This is a genomic window from Croceicoccus sediminis (assembly GCF_007570835.1).
Classification (GTDB): Bacteria; Pseudomonadota; Alphaproteobacteria; order Sphingomonadales; family Sphingomonadaceae; genus Croceicoccus; species Croceicoccus sediminis.
In genome coordinates this window covers 24,577-44,732 of the sequence record NZ_SUNC01000002.1, presented here as the reverse complement: position 1 = coordinate 44,732, position 20,156 = coordinate 24,577, and the positions used below count along the sequence as shown (strand labels likewise).

The following is a 20,156-nucleotide window of genomic DNA, read 5'->3' as shown; positions in this document are numbered from 1 at the left end:
CCCTCTCGGAAGGAACCTGAGGCCATGGTGCGATCCAACAAGAAATCTAGCAAAGCCAAATTGCCAAAGCCTCTCAGAGAGAAATTGGCGTTTTGTCACGAGCACCCTGAGTGTGTGATGTTCCTCGACATCGAAACCACCGGCTTGAGTCACTATTACGATGAAATCACTGTCGTGGGCTGGGCACTGAACCAGAAATCTGGAACCTACATTAAAGGGGGTGATCCTAAGCCAATGCTTGCGGCGATCGAGCGGGCAGTGGCAATTGTGACGTTCAACGGAATTCGATTTGATGCGAAGTTTCTTGTACAGGAATTTCCCAAAATTAGGATCCCGGAAACGCATATAGACCTGATGTATCTCTGCCGCCGCGTGGGCCTGAAAGGTGGGCAGAAAGCAATCGAGCAGGAGTTGGGCGTCAATTTTCGAGATGACATCGAAGGAGTCGATGGCTTTGCGGCGGTACTACTCTGGCATAGATATCTGAGGGGCGAGCTGGTCGCACTGCGCACTTTGCTCACCTATAATAGAGCAGATATCGCTGCGATGGGAGCGCTATTCGACGATGCACTGAGTAGGCTAGGCTTTGAAGCCGATCTTCTAAGCGAGCCAATTAATTTCGTAGATTGGTCTGCCCCCTCGGATCGGCTTGTTCTGCCCGACTTAACAAGGGTGTCCAAAAGTAAAACGCCAAGGGCACCTACCTTTCGTGAGCTCTTTAGCGGGTCCAAAGCTGAGTATGCTAGCGTTGTAGGCATTGATCTTACCGGCTCAGAAAAGCGGCCATCAGGCTGGTGCAATCTCGTCGGTCGCCATGCGGAAACAAAAGTATTATCGAGCGACGAGCAGATCATCGCGGATACTATTGCTGCCAAACCTGAGCTTATTTCGATTGATTCACCTCTTTGCCTTCCGACCGGTCGCCTGACTGTCTTTGACGATGATCCTGGTCGCGATCAATTCGGGATCATGAGGGTTTGCGAGCGGGAACTCAAACGCAGAGGTGTCAACGTATATCCCTGTCTTCTTCCGAGCATGCAGAAGCTAACAGCGCGAGGCATCAAGCTAGCAAACGAATTCCGCAAGCTCGGGTTGCCAGTAATCGAGAGCTATCCTGGCGCAGCTCAGGACATCATGAGAATTCCTCGGAAGGGAGCCGGTGAAGAGTGGCTCAAACTTGGTTTGAGCGAGTTTGGGGTCAAGGGGCGCTACGAGCGTGAAAGAGTCACTCATGACGAACTGGATGCGATTACATCTGCGCTTGTCGGCACATTTCACTTTGCTGGCTTGTCTGAGGCGTTGGGTACTGAGACTGAAGCTCCATTGATAATCCCCCGCCTTCAGTGCGAAGCTACGCCTTTGGTAATTGGGGTAAGTGGCCCGATCGCAGCAGGGAAGACAACGCTAGCAAAGGGTCTGGAAGTGCTCGGGTTCGCGTATACCCGTTTCAGTCGGGTAATCGATGACCTGTTGCTGGAGCAAGGCCTTCCTCTTGATCGCAAGCACCGACAGCAGATGGGGGCCGAGATCAATCGCACTGGACGTCAACGTGAATTGGCTGAGAGGACTATTGATAGGGTCGCAGCGGCTGAACGGATTGTGGTGGACGGATTGAGGTTCCCGGAGGACCATGCCTTCTTGAAGGAGCAATTTGGGTACCGCTTTCTCCACATTTTCGTCGATGCTGAGGAGGAAAGCAGGCGAAGCCGTTACTCCCAGCGAGATGAGGAGAGTCCACCCGTTAGTCGATCAGCATTCGAAGAGGCTTCTGCATCGGCGGTTGAGCAGAAAGTTTCGGATATGCGACCGCTCGCAAATCACACGATCTTCAACAATGGACGCGAGCAAGATATGCTCTTAAACGTAGATCGAGTGCTCAAGGCTTGGGAAGCGGAGATATAGATGCCAGTATCCATTGTCGTTGGTGGCCAGTTTGGCTCAGAGGGCAAGGGTAAAGTATCTCTTGAACTAGTGAGAATGACGAATGCACCGCGGATCGCCGTGGTAAGGGTTGGCGGCCCGAATTCCGGCCATACGGCATATGATCGTTCGGGTCAGAAATTTGCACTGAGGCAATTGCCTGCGGGTGCCATCGATCGCAATGTGGATGTCGTATTTCCAGCTGGATCTTTCATCGATCTTGACGTGCTTCATTATGAGATCGAGCTTCTGGAATACCCACGCGATCGAATTTTCATAAGCCCATATGCGAATATTATCACTCCTGAGCAAAAGGCTTGGGAAGCCAATGCAGACTTGGTTTCGGGTATTGGATCAACCGGGAGTGGCGTTGGCGCAGCTATTATGGCTTCGGTCGCTCGCGAGGCGGCAAACTTCCCTCTTCAAAGGCAAGACGCTCAACACTGCGCGCCCTTGGAACAGTATCTCTGCGACACGACGGCGAAGATGCGTCATTGGTTGAACGATAACGCTCGTATTGTGATCGAAGGTACGCAAGGATTTGGCTTATCCCTTTATGATGGCGGATACTGGCCTAAAGCGACTTCGCGCTGCACGACCGCTGCTTCGGCTCTCACAGAAACAGGGCTTAGCCCCATCGATGTCGATAGCGTTGTGCTCGTGATAAGATCGTTCCCTATTCGTGTCGCGGGAATGTCCGGCCCATTGCCCAATGAGACGACTTGGGAGCGCATCGCAAAATCACTAGCGGCCGAACAAAATATTCGCGAATATACGACAGTTACGAAGAAACTTCGCCGAGTTGGAAAGTTTGATCCCGAGATAGTTAAGTCAGCGATAGCCGCTAATAATCCCAATTTGATAGTGTTAAATCATATGGATTATGTCGCCTCAAACGGTCGAGCGTTCGTCCAGGAAATCGAGGAAGAAATTGGCCGAGAAATCGACTACATGGGGTTCTCTGCAGAAAGCATGGTCTCGAAGAACAGTGCGTTCGTCTAAGAAAGCAGACCCCGAAAGCTTCAAAACTCATGCGCAAGATGGCGCAGCAACTTTGACTTCGGACCAGGCTGCGATACTCGCTGAAAATTGGCATCAAGGAAATGTTGAAGCCGAGATTTACGACCGGATTCGAGCGATCCCGTTCACTTTGTTGGCCTCTCAGCACATCCAAGAAATCGTGTTTGCGACAGGCGCCGTTGCGCCGTTCTCTGAGAAAGGGGATAGGCAATCACGATTAAAAAAGGCTGCCTACGAAGGCCGGATCGGTAGCTGTGCTTATGAATACAGAAACAACAAGGTCTTTCGATTCCGCGGGCGTGAATTTCGAATACCCTTCGCTAAAGAACAATGCTCTCTTGAAAAGATCTTTGACGCTAAATCAGACAAAGGCTTACTCGTTCCTAAGAATGGAATCGTTTTTGTAGAGACTGATCTTGAATTTAGGCTCCCAGATTTTCTGGCGCTTCGCTTTAATTTGCAGATCAAACATGTCCACAGAGGGCTTTTGCTTGGTACCGGGCCCCTGGTTGACCCAGGGTTTTTCGGTAAGCTCTGCATTCCTCTGCATAACCTTACCGACGAAGACTACTTCATTGGGAAAGATGACGGCTTGATTTGGGTTGAATTCACGAAGACATCGATTCCTGCCGGAGAAAGAGATCCCGCGCGTCCTCCGCTGGACCAAGGCCATTTTTATAAAGATATTAAAGAGTTTATCGAGAAGGCGGCCTACCGGCATCCAGGTGAGAAGATTGCAATTCGAAGCTCGTTACCTAGTATGTTCGATCAAGCTAGCCGATCTGCGAAGAAGGCCGAGAGTTCAGCGAAGATCGCTGCCGGCGTGAACGTCCTAGCGGCCCTGGCAGCCGTTGTAGGCCTTGGCTCGCTATTGTTCACAGCAGCAAACTTCTTGTCATCCACCTCGGGGAGGGCACAAGGCCAGCTTGAAAGCCTATCCGATGAGGTGGCTACTCTCAAAGACCAGAATGAAGCGCTTGTTGAGCGATTTGAGGCATATGAACGTAGAGAAGCGATGCGGAGCGAACCGCAACCATCGAACTCTACAGATCAAGTGAGGCGCCCTGGTTCTTAAGCCAAAACTTTCTATCCCGATAATTTGGCAGCACCTTATCGACCTCGTTCCAGAACGCATCGGAATGGTCACGATGACGTAAGTGACAGAGCTCGTGAACCACAATGTAGTCAATGACGGTTTGCGGGGCCATCAGCGTCTTCCAGTGAAAATTGAGCGTCCCTCCTGCACCGCATGAAGCCCAGTGATATCCTAGCTCCTTCACCGCGATTTCGCCTGGGGAAACACCAACTCTTGGCGCAAAGTGGGCAACTCTCTCGCCAAAGACTCTTCTCCCCTTCTCGATGTAGAAGTCCCGAAAGGCCTTTCGCGCGCCCGCTTCCCCGGCCTCTTCGACAAACCTCTCACAAATCTCCCATCGGCCATTCTTCAGAACGAGTGGGCTCTTGGCGTTATCGACAAACTTGAGCCGATATGAGCGGCCAAGGTAGGCGAACCCCTGCCCCTGGGCGATGGGTCTTATTCTTTTGCTAGAATTCAAGCTTTCCCATTCGGCAAGCGATCGATGCACCCAAAGTGCGCGATCAGCGACTGCCTGGAGAAGCTTCCCATCGTCGATTTCGTTTGGCGCGCGCACTATAACGTCGCCGGACCGCTCGATCACGATATCGGCTGTCTTCCTGTCGCTCCGAATAAGAGTGAACTCGATGTCTTGTGCGCACATCTTCATGATCGGAGCAATTCTGCATGCCGCTTCTCGGCAAGTTTAGTTAGCTCAACAGCGATCCTTTGATGGTTATCTTGTACAGGCGCTATTCCGGACACCATGACCTCCGTATCAATGTCTGCTCTTAATCGGCGGACCTGGTCGGGCTTTCTCCAGAAATCGACGATCGTGATCGCCTCTCGAGTAATTTCGACGATGCGCGCCGCCAGTGCATCGAGAAGAACCGCGTCCTCGTTGGAGAGCGTCACACCGTCGCCGATCAGGTCGAAAAGGTTTGCCCGGAACACCTGGACTTCGGGCGGCTGCTCGGTACCTTCTTCGCCTCGACCGGCCCTAATTTCTGCCCGCAGCTCTTCGTAGTGTTCCGCGAGGGCTTTCCAGTCGTCACCATGCTTAGCGATAAGAGTGTCGAGCTTTTCGCTCATTCGCTTATAGAATGCAGGGTCTTCGTCGAAGTGAATGGTGCAGTGTTTGCGGATGGCGTGCTCCATCTCACTCGCCTTCGCCCGCGTACTAGTCCCGGCATGCCCGGTGACATGATCGACAAACTCTGGATCAAGCAGTTCGATTGGCGGAATTTGCGGATCGATACCCAGCTCGATGAGATGGTGGTTGATCAGCGCCGCAACCTTCTCGCCGACCCCTGCGAAATTGATAGAGTCATCCTTGTAGCGCTCTTTCGCCATGCGCATCAGATAGCCAAACCGTCTGGCCGGACCACGATATTCATGTGCCGCCGAACCCGGTAGGATCAGGTCGAGACTCATGAGAAATTTCTTGAGGAATACCTCAAAGTCGGCCCGCGCCTTGATGTTCTCCAGCGCATCGACCGCCTTGTGAATGACGGCGGCCTCTTCGTCAGTTCCAGCCAGTGACGCTGTCAGAAACCGCTCGATCTCGTTGACGCCCAGACCCTGAAAATGCTGGAGCAAACGGCGGTAGCGCTCTTCCAGGATCGGCAACTCCGAACTGATATTCTGCAAACCGGCCTGCAGGTCTTCCAGCTCTTCGTCCGCGTAAATCTTGAGGGCGTCGGTCAGGTGATTAGCGAGGCCGATATAGTCGACAATGAAGCCGCGTCGCTTGCCATAAGTCACACGGTTTACGCGGGCGATGGCCTGGAGCAGGTTGTGCTCCTTCAGCTTCTTGTCGATATACATGACCTGCTCGATCGGAGCGTCGAAGCCAGTTAGCAACATGTCGCATACAACAAGAAACGCGATGCCCGTATTGGTCTTGTCGTAGTCGTCCAAATCAAAAGGCTTGCAGAAGTTCTCAACGGCGTTTGCCGCCTTCGCTTCCTTGCGCGCATTGGTGATTTCGGCGGACTCATTGGTGCCGTCAGACGAAATGACGACAGCCACCTTCAGGAATGCGATGCGTTTAATCGTTTCCTCATCGGGTTTAGCTTTCGCCCGCTCTTCCTCCAGCCGCTTCTTCAAGGCTTCGCGCAAGGCCTTTTGATACCGCACGGCGGCGAGTTTGGAGTGGCACACGACTTGCGCCTTGAAGCCATTGGGCAGGATATTGTCGACGTAGTGGTTGACGATATCGCGAGCGATGGCCTCGATCCGGCCCTCCGCTTCAAGGATATCGCCGGTTGCGCCATACTTCTTCTTGATCGCCAGCAATTCCCCTGGCGTGCGATCCGCGAACAGATCCTCGAAAGCCTCATCGAACTCGGCTTTGTCGCGCAGAGCCGTGTTGGCGGTGCGGCCTTCGTAAAGGATCTTGAGCGTCGCCCCGTCCTCGACCGCGTCCATCAGTTTGTAGGTATCGATATACTCGCCGAAGCGTTTGACGGTCTTCCTGCCTGCATGGCGATCGGTTATCAGCGGCGTACCGGTGAAGGCCACGCGTGCGGCGTTCGGGAATGCCTCGAACAGATTGTCGCCCATATCGCTGCCCTGCGTGCGGTGGGCTTCGTCGACCATGATGAGGATACGGTCTGACTCGTTGACGGTGCCAAAGCTTTCGGCGCTTGGCGGCGGGGCGTAGCGGCCCAGCTTCTCGCGCAGACCGTCCGAAAGATCTTCCTTCGCTTCCAAGAATTTGTGGACCATCACCATGTTAATGTCGGAGGCGGGCGAGGCGAGTTGATCGCGCACATCGACGCGGCTTTCGATCACATTGACCTTGCCACCGATCAGGCGAGCGGTGGCGGAGAGCTGGCCCTCCAGATCGGCCCGGTCGACCACCATCAGGATCTTGAAGTCGTTGAGGTCGCTGGAGGCGCGCAGCATCCGCCCCACGAAGACCATGGTGAGCGACTTGCCCGAGCCCTGCGTGTGCCAGACGACGCCGCTGCGCTCTTCGCGTGTCTGACCCTCGCGCAGCCGTTCGACGATCTTCCGCGCCGCGCGGTGTTGCTGATAACGGGCGAGCACCTTGATCCGCTTGCCATTGGGCAGGTCCATGAAGGCGGAGCAGGTGCGCAGCATGTCGAGCAGGGCGTGGGGATTGAGCAGGCCTTGCGCCAGTTCCTCCTGCGCTCGCACCACGCCCAGCGGCGGATTGATCTTTGCATATTGCTCCGGCCAGATATTGTGCCAGCTGTAAAAGTGTTCAGGCGCACTGGTGATTGATCCGAATTCCGCCGCCTCGCCGCAGGTTCGCACAACCGCGAGGTTGGTGTAAAACAGCTTCGGTTCGCCTTCGCGCAGGCCAGCCGCTTCGGTTTCGGGCCGCGCGCCGCGATAGCGTTGCAGCTGGACGAAGGCCTCGTGCATCGGGTTGGCGGTGTTGGCATCGCCGATCTTGCCCTCGATCACCACCAGCGGCAGGCCGTTCACGAACAGCACCACATCGGGAATGATGAAGCCCTTGACGCAGCCCGGCGTGTCGACGCGGAACTGGTTGATCGCGTGGAAGGTGTTGCGGGCGGGATCGGCGAAATCGATCAGGCGGACGGTCGGGTCTTCCTCACCCGTCACCTCGTTGCGGTCGACCTGCGTCTTGAACAAAAGCGTCTGCACCGCCTCGTTCGCTTCCAGCAGGCTGCGATTGGGCTGGCGGTAGATTTCGTCGATCAGCATGTCGAGCTGCCGGTCGGTCAGCCATTCTTCACCGTCCTTGGTGCGGTTGAGCGCGCGGATCGACTGGCGGAAGATATCCGGCAGATGCAGCTGGCGGAAACTGGCGCGCAGCGATTTCGCCGGGTCGCTGGGAATACCACTACCCTGGTCGATCGCTGTCCAGCCCAGCCTTTCGAGCTGGTCCAGGAGCGGCTTTTCGACATGGGCATATTCGCTCATGCTGGCTCCTTCTCCAGCAGTGGCTCCACCGAGACTGTGCCGGTTAGCAAATCTTGCATGAGGCCTGATTTTTGGAGACGGAGTTTTTCCAGCTGTTTCTCAGTGTGAAGAATCTGACAGTCAATTTCGCCAAGTTGGCCAATTATTTGGCCCTGTTCTTGCGTCTCAGGAAGCGGCAAAATGAACTTTCGAAAATGCTCCAAATGAATGTGCTTGAGGCCGGACCCGGCGGAAAGATAGCCCATCTGTTTGTGGTAGAAATGGGTGTTGAAGAACTCCCTTAGAAAGCTTGGTGAGAGTGATGACGGGATCGGCCGAAGCAATGCAACAGACACAAAAATGCTGAACTCAACAGTGTCTTTTTCAACCAGCCGAGCAATCCCTAGTGTCCCATCTTTCGAAACCAGCACGTCGCCGAGTCTTGGATCGGCTCTGCGCAAGAAGATCCGGTGATCAGATAGCGAAATGTAATTTCCTCGGTCTGTTGCGATTCCTCGACCCGCCGTCAGGCTCTTGACCGTGACAAACGGAATGCCCTGCTCCACGTAAGTTGGGGTGTGGTGGACGCCATCCACAATCTTGGTTGTTAGGTCTCGCAATTGACCCGTCCTCCAATCAGTGGGGAGCCAACCAATTTCAGTTTCGTGGTAGAGGTGCGGTGCTTCTTCGCGGGGTGGGCGCAGTTCGCCGTTTTCGTCCACGCCGCGCGTGAACAGGTCCTGCATCAAACCGGCGCGCAGCCGCTCCTGCTTCGCAATCAACGCCTCCGTCGCCTCGATCTGGGTATCCAAGAGCTTCAGCACTCTGGCGATCAGTGACTGCGCCTTGAGATCATTTGGAATGGCTAGCGTTACGGCTCTAATGAAGTCAGAATTCAAGCCAGGTTGTGCAGATCCGGTGATCCTGCGCGAAATCTGTTGCTGGGCGATGCCATCCAGCATCGAGTAGAACAAGAAATCAGGGTGAATCTCATCGAGAATCGGCCGTAAGATAAAAACGTGCTCGTTCACCCAAGCCCGCTCGAATTCACCTGCGTATTGCGCGACCTTCCCTGTCTGGGCACCATCCTTGTTTATCAGGGTGTCACCGGTTTGAAGGCGACCTTTCTTCATCAATCGGGCGTATTCTGGTGCGATGCGGTTCACATTCGAATAGGTCATTCTCCCAGACGAATGGATGTTCTCACCTCCCAGACTAGGGACACCTTCAGTTTCTGAGCTCACGCCGCCTGAGGGTCGCTTCCCTGACTCAAGAGGGTGAATTAGTTCTTTGAGGAAGGCTTCTCGAAATTCAGACATACCCAAGCGCCTTCAAATACCCGTCCAGCTCACTCGCCGCGCTGGCGCGCTGGTTCTCGATATCGCGCAGCGTCACCGCATATTTGTCGTGTAGATTCTCGATGGCGGCTGTCACCGCGCGGCGGTCCGCCTCAAGATAGTGGCGATAGGTGTCCTGCACGATCCGGTGGAACCGCTTGAGGATTTCATCGCGCGCTTCCTCGCGGCTGATCTTCGCGCGCGCCTGTTCGACCAGATCGTCCTTCTTTTTCTCCGCCGTGCGAAGCTCCGCTTTCAGTGACTTCGCCTCATCCTCCAGCGCCTTATGCGCGGCGAGCCGGTGGGCAATCTCGGCGAGCCGCTCAACAATGTCGCCGCCCTCACTGGCCAGCTTTTCAAGCGGTATCGTTAGGAAGGGATCGACCTCAGCATCCTTCGCGACGCTAAGCGTGCGCCGCGCATCGCCAATGTCCGGAGCAAACTGCGTACCGCCAAGTTTCACGTCAGCTTTGCCCCAGCAATCGGGCCACGCATCGCGCCGGTCGATATCCGCCTTGATCGGGGCCACAGCAGCCTTCGCTTCCTTGGTCAGCGGCTTGATCTGCGCCTTGAGACCCTTCTCCTCTTCCTTGAGTGAGGAGACGATTTCGCTGCCCAGCACGCCGGTGTCGTCCTCGTCCTCGAAATCCTCATCATCGGCAGCGGTGAAAAGCGCACCCAGCTCATCAATCCGCGCGCGCTTTGCCGCCATTTCCTCGATCAGCTCCGGAAACTGGCTTTGCAGGATATCATCATCCGGGATCAGCTCCGGCCCCCAGCCGCTGGCGGCAATGGACTTCAGATCGACCTTCAGCCCGTCGATCGCCTTGGCCATCGCGCCCCGCAACTGGAAATCATTGAGCAACGTCTGGTCGCCAAACGCGTTATCGATCGAAGCGACCAGCGCGCGGCGCACGGCATAGACATTGCCGCCGCTCTGTTTCCCATCGCCCGGCTCGATTTGCTGAATTGTGGGCAGGTTCTCAAACCACCATGTGTTCAGCCGCTCCATGAATGCCGCATGCGTCGAGGTGACGCCTTCGTGCTCACGGACCAGTCCGGCAATGTCCCTCCGCGTGCCGATAGCATCAGCAAAGTCGCAATACTTTGGTTCATCGGAACGGGGCGCAAAGCAGTCCGCTCGCAAACCGGAATAGTTGCGCCAGAACCGCTCCAGCACATCGACCTCCGCCGTCGGAACGCCGCCATGGATATGCGCGCGAACGTCCTGCGGTTCGGGCGGCGGCGCATTGTCGACATAGCGGCGGATGTTGCAGTTGTAGTCCTCTCCCCGAATCTCACTGCGCGGCACCACGCGGGCATAGCCAGGCTCGTCTTTGCGTGCACGATAGACGTGGACGATCTTCGCCATGTCTTCCGGGCGCAGGAAGTTCTGCGCTTTGCCTTCGCGGTATTCCCGGTCGGCATTGATGAACAGGACATCGTCCCGCTCGGCAGCGCGTTCCTTGTTCATTACGAGCAGGCAGGCAGGAATGCCCGTGCCGTAAAACAACGATGACGGCAGGCCGATCACCGCATCCAGCCAACCCTTGTCGATGAAGTGTTTGCGCGCTTCTTTCTCTTCTCCGCCACGGAACAGAACGCCATGCGGCATCACACTCGCCATTCGGCCTTTCGCATTGAGCACGGAAAGCATGTGCTGGACGAACATCATGTCCGCCTTCTTGCCCTTCTCAGGCATCCAGACGGAGAAGCGTCCGGGTGCTTCCATGTCCTTTTTGCTGTAGTTCTGGCTGAACGGCGGGTTGGCGAGGATGCGATCAAACCGCATCAGTTCGCCGTCCTTGTCGCGGTGCTGCGGGTGCTGGATGGTGTCATCCTGCCGGATATCCGCCGACTGGATATCGTGCAGGATCATGTTCATTTTGCAGATCGACCAGGTGGTGCCGATCTTTTCCTGCCCGGCCAGGGTAAGGTCATGGGGATCGCCCCCGGTATCGCGAATGTAATCCCGCGACTGGATCAGCATCCCGCCTGAACCAACCGTTGGATCATAGACCGACATGCCTGGTTTCGGGTCGACGATTTCGACCATGGTGCGCACGACATCAGCGGGCGTGTAGAACTCACCTGCTTTCTTACCAGCGGAATCGGCGAAGTACTTGATGAGGTATTCATAGGCGGCACCGAGCAGGTCAGGAAATTCAAAGTTCTCGTCGCGCAGGGGGATCTTCTCGAAGACCTGGATGAAGTCGACGAGCGTGTCGTCGCTCAGGGATCGCTGACCAATCTTGCGGTTGAAATTGATGTGCTCGAGCACGTCCTCGAGCTGATCCTTGTTGTGCCGCTCAAGTTCACCGAGCGCGGTATTCAGGCCGTTGCCGACATCTTCTTTCAAGTGCCGAACAGTTTCCCAGCGCGCTTCTGACGGCACGAAGAAAATATACTGATCCGGGTTGTTGAGCGCGGCCTCCAGCCGATCACCATCAAGCCCGCGAGCACGAAGATCCTTCGCCAGCTTTTCACGCTGCTGATCGAACAAGTCACTGCACCTTTTCAGGAACAGCACCCCGAAGATGTATTCTTTGTATTCAGAGGCATCCATGTTCCCGCGAAGCTCGTCGCAGGCTTTGAACAATAGGCCCGTAAGTTGTGACAGTGTTAGTTTGATCATCGCCGATCTATGGCATGGCGAAGACTGGCTGGCTATGCTCTAATGCCTGAATTCAATCGCCATTCCCGCTCACGTATCCGTTCGGCAGGAAGTGAATTTCTCTTCAGTCTGAAACCGCCCAAGAGACTGGTCGAGCAGGGTGATCGTCGGAAATTGGAGGGCACACCGTACCCGGAGATCCGGTGTTTGGAAGTCGAGGATTTCTGCGGGTTTCGCAGCCATTTGACCATCTGTCGCCAAGTAGTGTCATCTGATGTCACTTCTCGATCCGCAACTCACATGTGAGTTGCTCGGCGCTAAGCTATTAATCTGACGTCGAAAAATAGCGTTTTCCTACAGGGTGGTCGCTGCCGTAGACTGATGTCAGTCGAGAGGGGTCATTGGGCCGAAGAGGGGCGGCCAAACGTCAGGTGACGCCGTGCGATTTGCCCTTCAATGCTATGTCGACGAAGACCTTCATGCCCTTGTCAAAGCCGCTGCTGATGCAGCGCACATGAGCGTCAGCCAGTGGCTGAAACTCACTGTCATCGAGGCTCTCGAGCAGCCCCAGGACGAGGCGTTCCGAGATCAGGTTCTGGCCGATTTGCTGTTCACCAAGATCGCGCTCGATGGTTGGCTCCGAACCCACAAGGATAAGGAGCTGCGGGACCGCGTGGTGGTCGCTTACCAACGACGCATTCGCGAATATCGCGAACGCAAGGCCGCCACGCGTGCGGGGCGCTGAGCGATGCTTTCGGTTGCCAATGTGCGCTCTGCAGGCGGTGCCGCCAACTACTTCGCCAACGACAATTATTACACCAAGGCGGACGCTGATCGGTCCGGCATCTGGGTCGGTAAGGGTGCCGAAAGGTTGGGTCTTTCAGGCACGGTCGATGACAAAGCGTTTGAGGCAATCTTGCGCGGCGAACTTCCCAATGGCGAACGTATCGGTCACCAGGGTCAGTATCACCGCGCCGGGACAGATCTGACCTTTTCGCTGCCCAAAAGCTGGTCACTGTTGGCGCTGATCGGCAAGGATCAGCGGATCATTGACGCGTACCGTTCGGCGGTCGTCGAAACGCTCCAATGGGCAGAGAAGAACGCCGCGCAATTTCGCATCGAGAAGAGCGGCAAAGAACGGCTGCATGCCAGCGATAACCTGACCGTTGCCCTGTTCCAGCACGACACCAACCGCAACCAGGAACCGAACCTGCACTTCCACGCCGTCGTCGCCAATATGACGCAGGACAAGAATGGCAAGTGGAGGGCGCTGCGCAACGACAAGCTGTGGCAGCACAATACGCTGCTCAATGCCATGGCAATGGCACGGTTCCGGATCGAGGTAGAGAAGCTTGGCTACCGGATCGGCACATTCGGAAAGCACGGAAACTTCGAAGCCAAGGGTGTAGACCGTGACGCGGTGATGGCCTTCTCGACGCGGCGTCAGGAGGTCCTCGAAGCCCGACGCGGCGGCGGGCTCGAGGCGGGTCTGGTGGCGACGCTGGCGACCCGGCAGGCCAAGCAAAGCGATGTCGATCGCGGTGCCTTGATGAGCCAATGGGAGGGGCAGGCTTGGGATCAGAGGCTCGACCTTGAAGGCATGGTGCGCGACGCCAAGCTGCGTTCGCAAGAGCTGGCTGTTGCGGCTGCCAAGCGGGCAAATGATCGCCCCACTTTACTTGAACGGGGCAAGGCAATGATCGCCAGCGTCGCCGAGCGAATGGGCATCAAGGAGGGCGATCCGCTGATTCCCAAGCGGCTTCATATGAAAGGCCGCGAAGAAATTGCGACGGCTCACGCAGTTGCATCGGCGGTACGGCATTTGTCCGAACGAGAGGCGGCGTTCACGGCAAACGATCTTGCCAAGGCATCGCTTGATTTCGGCCTGCCGACAACGATGAAGTTGGTCGAAAGACGGATCGCTCAACTTGCGCAGCAGGGCGCGCTGTTGCGCGGGAGTGGCGCGCAGAAAGGGTGGCTGACTACATCCAATGCCTTGGCGCTTGAGACCCGCATGCTGGCCGAGATCGATAAGGGGAACGGCGCAGCTCATCCTATCCTCGACGCGCAGACCGCAGGACCGTATCTGCAAGCGTCGGCAGCTATCAACTATGGTATGAAACTCAACGCCGGTCAGGAAGCGGCGGGCCGGTTGATCCTCTCGTCAACCAATCGCGTTGTAGCCATCCAGGGTGTGGCAGGGGCAGGTAAATCAAGCGTGCTTCGGCCACTCAATCAGCTACTGGAAGAGCATGGCAAGAGAGTCATCGGCTTGGGTGTTCAGAACACACTGGTGCGCATGCTGGAGAAGGATACCGGCATCCCGTCGATGACCCTGCATCGCTTTCTCGGGCAAAATCGTAAGCTCCTTGATGGCTCGGCGGGCAAAGCGGAGATGGCCACCGCGCGCGAGGAATTTCGCGACACTGTTGTTGTTCTTGATGAAGCCTCAATGGTTTCTACCCGAGACCAGGACCGCCTGATCCGGTTTGCCAATCTACTGAAGGTCGATCGCCTCGTGCTCATGGGCGACGAAAAGCAACTGGGAGCTGTCGAAGCGGGCAAGCCCTTTGCTCTGGCGCAGCGCGCAGGGACCGCAACGGCGCGCATGGACCACAATCTTCGTGCGCGCTCCGATACCCTCAAGATGGCGCAGCAGGCGGCCCAGTCAGGCAAGACCAGCGATGCCCTCGAACATCTCAAGGATCATATCGTCGAGGTCCAGGAGAACAGCGCAATCGTTGCAGCGGAACGCTGGCTGTCCCTTCCGCCAGCAGAGCGCGAACGCACATCGATCTTTGCGGCAGGTCGTCGTTTGCGCTCCGAGATAAATGCCGCGGTTCAAACCGGGCTCGCCGCCAATGGCGAAATCGGACCAGCAAGCGCACAGCTTACAGTTCTATCCCGTGTAAACGCGACACGCGAGGAATTGCGCTACGCGCGCAATTACGCGCCGGGCATGGTGCTTGAAGTGGCAAGCCGCCAATCGCGCCATGGGCTCGGACGCGGAAGCCATGAGGTCGCCGCTGTTGATACCGAGAAGGGTGTTGTTACGCTTCGCGATGAGCGAGGGCATTTGCGCCGCTTCGTGCCAGCAAGGTTGTCGGCGAAGGGCAGCGACCAAGCATTGCAGCTGTTCGAGAAGAAGGATCTCGATTTCTATACCGGGGATGCCATCCGTTGGACGGCGAGCGACCACAAGCGCGGAATGATAAATGCCGACAGGGCTACCGTCGCCGCGATCGATCAGGGCGGGGTGACGGTCACGAGTTCCAGCGGCATGGAGCATAGACTGAAGCCGAACGATCCGATGCTGAAGCGGATCGACCTCGCCTACGCGCTCAACGCCCATATGGCGCAGGGTCTCACAGCAGATAAAGGCATTGCCGTGCTCGACAGCCGCGAGAGGCGCCTGCTCTCTCAGCGCAATTTCCTCGTCACGATCACGCGATTGCGGGACGAACTCACGCTGATTGTCGACAACCGGGACAAAGTTGGTCGTGGTATTTCGACCAATCTGGGCGACAAGACATCAGCCGCTGAAATTACTGAGAGACTTGGCCTAGCGGGAGCCAAGGGACAGCGCGCGGGTCAGATCCAAGCGGCCAACCAGGAACCGCAGGTTGAACGAAAAAAGGCACCTGAGCTGACCAAGGAGCGGATCAAGCCGTTCGAGATTGGCTTGTAGCGAAAGGGCATGAAATGGGCCGACAGGAGACTGTCTGGTTCCGGTGGTCGGGTAGTTGAAAGTGGTCATTTGGCCATCGGTCTGACACCGCACCAGCGTTTCACCTTATGTCTCCAGAATTTCTTATTACTACATAAGCCAGCATCCGCTAAACAGCGGAAAAATCATGTGAAGCGGGGGGTAATGAAAAATCCGATCGAAGCAGTGCGTAGGCGTCATGCCTTGGCGGGGAGAGCATGTGCCTTCCTGACAACGGGAGCGCTTGTCACCGGGGCAGGCGCTCTTGCGGGTTCGCTGTCGTTTTTCATTACGGATACGTTCACTCTCAGCATGGGTGGCGCTGCGCTTGCGCTAGGTTCGGCGGGCGGAGCCGCCTCACTCGTCCGGCGCAAAGCTGAAAGTCGCATGGAGCGATTTGGGGTAGCCGAGCTTGTCGTGCAAAAGTTGCTCCATGCCAGCTCCTCGGCAGAGATACTGGATCTGCGTGCCGATCTCGATGCGCAGGCGATAGACGAACCCGCCGTGGTCTATTTGCTGAGCCTGCGCGATCGCGAAATTTCGAAACACCTCTCTAGCGTCAAGGACCGCGAAGTGCGGCTCGAACGCGAGGCTGCGGTCAGGCATCTTTGCGCACAGGCGGGAGGCAGACTGAACAAGCAGATCGAGGCGCTGCGCGAGGACGATCCCTTCCTGCGTGCGAAACGGACCTTGCGCAATGCGATCCGATCCATCGGCGAACAGAAAACGGCAGCGCAAAGGCAGATAGACGAGGCCATAGAGAAGAGCTTCCTTAAATGGCGCAAGCAGTGGTCGCGCCCGGACTTTGCCGAAGTCGATGTGAAGATCGCAGAGCTCGAAGACGCCTTGCGTACGCTTGAACAGTCACCGCAATTCCGGCAGGCCGATCAACGTTTCGCAGAGCTTGCCGTTCTGGTCGAGAGGCGGGCGCGAGACGTCGAAACCATTGCGCTGACCGCCATCCCGCAGTCGCGCGAAGAAGCTTTCGATAGCGACTGGGTAGTCAGGAACGCCCTCTATGTTTCGGCGCTGTCCGTGCCGGTGTCGGCTTGGGGTGATTTGTCGCAAACGTCCGACATCTTCGCGACCCTGCGCGATGTGAATGGCAATTACGAAGGCATCAGCGATGCGGACATCTGGCTCGACACGCTGATGATGCCTGGCGAGCAATTGGCTGGATTGGTTGCCTTAACGAAGGGCGCCTATTTTGAAGAGCTTGTCCAAGCAGACTTCGGCGGGGTGCGCTTCGAGCATTTCAACCACCCGGACACGGACATCGTGATCGACGGGATCGAATACCAGATTAAGGCGACCGACAGCGCCAGCTATATCGACAGCGTGGCGGACCATATCCCGACCATTGTTACCTCGGAAAAAGCGGAAATTACGGGCTCGATCGACGGGGGCTACACCAACGAAGCTCTAACCGATGGCGTCGAGCTGGCCCTCGGCGGACCGATCATCGATTTCAGCGATACCGCACTGGATGCGGTGTTTGCAGGCCTCGGATTCATCAGCATCGTCGGGCTGGTCAAAGGCATTGCGCGCGGTTCAAGAATCTATCGGGAAACGGGCGATGCGGTTGAGGGACTGGCAAGCGGCGTGGGCGTTACGTTCGAGGAATCGGTCTGGGCCGTCATCAACTCTGTCGAGCTTGTTACCCGCGGCGCGCTGGCCGTCGGGACATCAAAGCCCGCGCGCTATCTGGGGGGGAAACTAGGTAGCGCGTGGAGAGCGGCAAAACGCAGGTATGCCGGCGAGTGGGAAGACGGGGATGGGTTGGGAACGTGGCAGCCCAGCGATCAATCGGCCCGCTGAACCACAGTGCAGTCAGCGACTTCATGCCGCTGTGCCGTGTTGGAATTTCGCGGCGAGACTGCGAGCATGTTCGATCGTCTCGCCGACCACAGCTGACCGCTTTCGGGAGACGGAAGGAAGCCCTCTGATGGCGGATACTGGGCGCAAAGCCGTCGTGCCCACCAGAGCGCTTCTTTATCTTCCAAGGCAGAAATCTGACCACTCGCGCATCAGCTCTCGCCGCTTGTCCAGATAGTTGGTACGCCGATAGGCGGCCTCCACTTTGTTGCTGACCGTATGGGCTAGTGCCGCTTCCGCCACCTCGCCGGGATAGCTAGTCTTCTCTGCTGCCCAATCTCGGAACGCAGATCGAAAGCCATGCACCGTGAAGGGTAGCTTCGCGTAACGCAGGATCTTGAGCAGCGTCATGTCGGACATCTGGCGCAAGACGTTGCGACCGGGGAAGACCAGATCGCTGCATTCTGCGTAGTAAGGTCTGGCACGTTCGAGCACGTCGATTGCCGAATCGGTCAGCGGGACCACATGTTCCTTGCCGACCTTCATCCGCTCCGCAGGGACAGTCCAGAGTTTTGCGTCCAGATTGATCTCCGCCCATTTAGCACCCCGCACTTCGCCTGATCGAGAGGCAGTCAGGATCAGGAACTCAAGCGCGAGCCGTGCGACACTCGTTCGCTTGTGCAGATGCTTCAAGAAAGTTGGGACATCCTGATAGGGCATCGCAGCGAAATGGCCGTCCTGCTTCGGCTGTCGTGGCAGTGCGCGGCTCAGCGAGCGCATTGGCGCTTCGGTCGCGCGCATTCCGTTTGCGTATGCCCAATCCAGCACAACGCCTATCCGCTGCTTTACCCTGCGAGCCGTCTCTGGCTTTTCCAGCCAGAAATCGAGAAGCACTTCACGGATGAGCGGTCCCTCGATGTCATTTACGAGCCGGTCGCCGAGCTTGGGAAAAGCATAGGTTTCGAGTGTATTGATCCACTGATCCTGATGTTTGCCGTTTTTCCAGGTTGCTTTCTGCTCGGTGTGGACCTTCTCTGCAGCGGCTTTGAACGTGAGGATTTCGATTTTCTGGCGCTTGCGCTCTTCAATCGGATCAATGCCTCGCTGAATATCGCGGCGCATGTCGATCGCGAGTTCGCGGGCTTCAGCCAATGTAACTAAGTCTAGTGGCCCTAGGCCGATGTCCCTTCGGCGCCCGTTTATGGTCGCCCGCAGCACCCAATACCCCTTTTTTGGGGCGGTGAGCAGCAGCGATAGGCCATCGCCATCCATGTAGCGGCCCGGTTTAGTGAGAGCTCGAATCTGAGCAGCGGAAAGTTTTCCCATAGCCATCCATCCTGGTTCTCTTCCCACATCTGCTCCCACAATGGTGGGTAGAAAGTGTGGGAACGGTTAGAACAAAATAAGAACTAGAGATTCCGATGCAAGTCCGAAAAACCGCAGAATTCTGCGGCTTTCAGGGACTTTCTGGGATCTCTTGGGATGGTATAGGTGGCGGAGACGGAGGGATTCGAACCCTCGATACCCCGATAGAGGTATGGCTCCTTAGCAGGGAGCTGGTTTCAGCCACTCACCCACGTCTCCGCATGCGCTGATGGGGTTTGTGCCCCGGCGCTGAAGCGCGGCCTATAGCGGCGGCGATCCGGGCCATCAAGGGGCCTGTCGCATTTGATGAAAATCGTGGCGATTTGGCTGTGTCCGGACTCGTTTCACCGCACATTCGATTCGATTCACCGCCCATTCATTGCCGGAACGCTCTCTGTCGATTCAAGCCAAGGCCCGCAGGGGCATCGCTTGTCTTGCGCCCGGGCCGGGGGCGTCTTGCCGGGCGGCACGAGAATCGGACAGGGAAAGACCATGACGCGCATCACCAGAACCACTCGCGGCTTCGGCTGGGCCGTCGCGCTTGCTGCCATGGCGGGCCTTGCGGCCAGTCCGGCAAATGCGCAGATGCAGACCATCGACCCCGATACCGCCATCGACGGCGACCTGGCGCAGGAGCCGGTGCCCGGTTCGGCCGAAAGCGCGGAATTGCCGCCGGTCAGCGGCGATCCCTATGCCGCCGCCTATGGCAGCGAAGTTCCCCCTGCGACAGGCAGCTATCCGGTCGATCCGAGCGATCCCTATGAAGAACCCGTGGCCCCCGGTCCGGTGCCGGCAAGCCCAGCCGCGCCCGCACAGCCAGTTGCTCCTGTGCAGACGGCACAGGATAGCCAGACCTACCAGGAAGACGACCTGATCGGCGCGGCCGAAGGCGTGTTCGGCAAGGGTGCGGAAGGTCTTGCCGGCCTGATCCGCGACATCCTGAAGAAACAGGGCCAGCCCAACGCCTATATCGTCGGGCGCGAGGCGGGCGGCGCGATCGGCATCGGCGTGCGGTACGGTTCGGGCACGCTGCACCACAAGGTGGAGGGCGAGCGCAAGGTTTACTGGACGGGTCCGTCGATCGGTTTCGATGCGGGCGCGAACGCGGGTTCGACTTTCGTGCTGGTCTACAACCTGTGGGATTCGCAGGAGCTGTACGAGCGCTATCCCGCCGGTGAAGGTCAGGCCTATCTGGTGGGCGGTTTCAACGCCAGCTACATGCGCAAGGGCGATGTCGTGCTGATCCCGATCCGCGTGGGTGCGGGTCTCAGGCTGGGCATCAACGCGGGCTACATGAAGTTTTCGGAAAAGCAGCGCTGGCTGCCGTTCTGACCGCGAAAACTGGCGATTCCTGCCAATAGGGCGAGTTTGACCCGCGTGGGGCTTGCCCCCGCGCGCCTGCGT

Annotated in this window: 12 protein-coding genes and 1 tRNA gene; 7 read left to right on the top strand and 6 right to left on the bottom strand. The window is 57.1% G+C overall.

The features are described 5' to 3' along the window. Nucleotides 1–24 precede the first annotated feature (24 nt). The 3 genes from FAX90_RS08345 to FAX90_RS08335 are packed head-to-tail and all read left to right on the top strand — an operon-like array spanning nt 25 to nt 4,015. Entirely contained in the window at nt 25–1,902 is a 1,878-nt protein-coding gene (locus FAX90_RS08345; protein WP_144096949.1) for a ribonuclease H-like domain-containing protein, read from the top strand. Then, entirely contained in the window at nt 1,903–2,922 is a 1,020-nt protein-coding gene (locus FAX90_RS08340; RefSeq protein WP_144096948.1) for an adenylosuccinate synthetase, read from the top strand. Further along, nucleotides 2,909–4,015, top strand: coding sequence for a dCTP deaminase/dUTPase family protein (locus tag FAX90_RS08335; protein ID WP_144096947.1), 1,107 nt, complete (start codon nt 2,909–2,911; stop codon nt 4,013–4,015). The genes FAX90_RS08340 and FAX90_RS08335 overlap by 14 nt, the downstream gene beginning before the upstream one ends. Here FAX90_RS08335 and FAX90_RS08330 read toward each other — a convergent pair. Genes FAX90_RS08330 through FAX90_RS08315 form a run of 4 tightly spaced genes read right to left on the bottom strand, consistent with a single transcriptional unit; the run spans nt 3,984 to nt 11,887 of the window. Then, nucleotides 3,984–4,685: a M48 family metallopeptidase gene (locus FAX90_RS08330; protein ID WP_144096946.1), complete on the bottom strand. Its 702-nt coding sequence runs from the start codon at nt 4,683–4,685 to the stop codon at nt 3,984–3,986. The two genes, FAX90_RS08335 and FAX90_RS08330, sit on opposite strands and share 32 nt — an antisense overlap. Next, the gene (locus tag FAX90_RS08325; RefSeq protein WP_144096945.1) at nt 4,682–7,936 is read right to left on the bottom strand and encodes a type I restriction endonuclease subunit R; all 3,255 of its coding nucleotides are present in this window, start codon (nt 7,934–7,936) and stop codon (nt 4,682–4,684) included. Before FAX90_RS08325 ends, FAX90_RS08330 begins: the two co-directional genes overlap by 4 nt. After that, a complete protein-coding gene (locus FAX90_RS08320) occupies nt 7,933–9,234 on the bottom strand; it encodes a restriction endonuclease subunit S (protein ID WP_144096944.1) in 1,302 nt (433 codons plus the stop codon). Before FAX90_RS08320 ends, FAX90_RS08325 begins: the two co-directional genes overlap by 4 nt. Beyond that, a complete protein-coding gene (locus FAX90_RS08315) occupies nt 9,227–11,887 on the bottom strand; it encodes a type I restriction-modification system subunit M (protein ID WP_144096943.1) in 2,661 nt (886 codons plus the stop codon). Before FAX90_RS08315 ends, FAX90_RS08320 begins: the two co-directional genes overlap by 8 nt. Before the next feature lie 493 nt (nt 11,888–12,380). Here FAX90_RS08315 and FAX90_RS08310 point away from each other — a divergent pair, with 493 nt between their 5' ends. The 3 genes from FAX90_RS08310 (at nt 12,381) to FAX90_RS08300 (ending at nt 17,390) form a co-directional block, all read left to right on the top strand. Beyond that, complete coding sequence (locus FAX90_RS08310) at nt 12,381–12,611, top strand: hypothetical protein (RefSeq protein WP_063612448.1); 231 nt, start codon at nt 12,381–12,383, stop codon at nt 12,609–12,611. A gap of 3 nt (nt 12,612–12,614) precedes the next feature. Beyond that, nucleotides 12,615–15,554 carry a MobF family relaxase gene (gene mobF / locus FAX90_RS08305; RefSeq protein ID WP_144096942.1) on the top strand — a complete coding sequence of 980 codons (2,940 nt, stop codon included), beginning with the start codon at nt 12,615–12,617 and terminating at the stop codon, nt 15,552–15,554. 183 nt (nt 15,555–15,737) lie between these two features. Further along, on the top strand, nt 15,738–17,390 hold the full coding sequence (locus FAX90_RS08300; RefSeq protein ID WP_144096941.1) for an AAA family ATPase: 1,653 nt from the start codon (nt 15,738–15,740) through the stop codon (nt 17,388–17,390). A gap of 174 nt (nt 17,391–17,564) precedes the next feature. Here FAX90_RS08300 and FAX90_RS08295 read toward each other — a convergent pair whose 3' ends face one another. After that, entirely contained in the window at nt 17,565–18,713 is a 1,149-nt protein-coding gene (locus FAX90_RS08295; protein ID WP_170234915.1) for a tyrosine-type recombinase/integrase, read from the bottom strand. Nucleotides 18,714–18,879: 166 nt separating this feature from the next. Next, nucleotides 18,880–18,971, bottom strand: a tRNA-Ser gene (locus FAX90_RS08290). Nucleotides 18,972–19,244: 273 nt separating this feature from the next. On the opposite strand from FAX90_RS08290, the gene FAX90_RS08285 reads away from it, so the two are divergent. After that, on the top strand, nt 19,245–20,084 hold the full coding sequence (locus tag FAX90_RS08285) for a DUF1134 domain-containing protein (protein ID WP_144096940.1): 840 nt from the start codon (nt 19,245–19,247) through the stop codon (nt 20,082–20,084). Nucleotides 20,085–20,156 lie beyond the last annotated feature (72 nt).

Coding starts and splice junctions, on each gene's coding strand:
- FAX90_RS08345 (WP_144096949.1), top strand. CDS start 25: ATGGTGCGATCCAACAAGAAATCTAGCAAAGCCAAATTGCCAAAGCCT.
- FAX90_RS08340 (WP_144096948.1), top strand. CDS start 1,903: ATGCCAGTATCCATTGTCGTTGGTGGCCAGTTTGGCTCAGAGGGCAAG.
- FAX90_RS08330 (WP_144096946.1), bottom strand. CDS start 4,685: ATGAAGATGTGCGCACAAGACATCGAGTTCACTCTTATTCGGAGCGAC.
- FAX90_RS08325 (WP_144096945.1), bottom strand. CDS start 7,936: ATGAGCGAATATGCCCATGTCGAAAAGCCGCTCCTGGACCAGCTCGAA.
- FAX90_RS08320 (WP_144096944.1), bottom strand. CDS start 9,234: ATGTCTGAATTTCGAGAAGCCTTCCTCAAAGAACTAATTCACCCTCTT.
- FAX90_RS08315 (WP_144096943.1), bottom strand. CDS start 11,887: ATGATCAAACTAACACTGTCACAACTTACGGGCCTATTGTTCAAAGCC.
- FAX90_RS08310 (WP_063612448.1), top strand. CDS start 12,381: ATGAGCGTCAGCCAGTGGCTGAAACTCACTGTCATCGAGGCTCTCGAG.
- mobF (WP_144096942.1), top strand. CDS start 12,615: ATGCTTTCGGTTGCCAATGTGCGCTCTGCAGGCGGTGCCGCCAACTAC.
- FAX90_RS08300 (WP_144096941.1), top strand. CDS start 15,738: ATGAAAAATCCGATCGAAGCAGTGCGTAGGCGTCATGCCTTGGCGGGG.
- FAX90_RS08295 (WP_170234915.1), bottom strand. CDS start 18,713: ATGGGAAAACTTTCCGCTGCTCAGATTCGAGCTCTCACTAAACCGGGC.
- FAX90_RS08285 (WP_144096940.1), top strand. CDS start 19,245: ATGACGCGCATCACCAGAACCACTCGCGGCTTCGGCTGGGCCGTCGCG.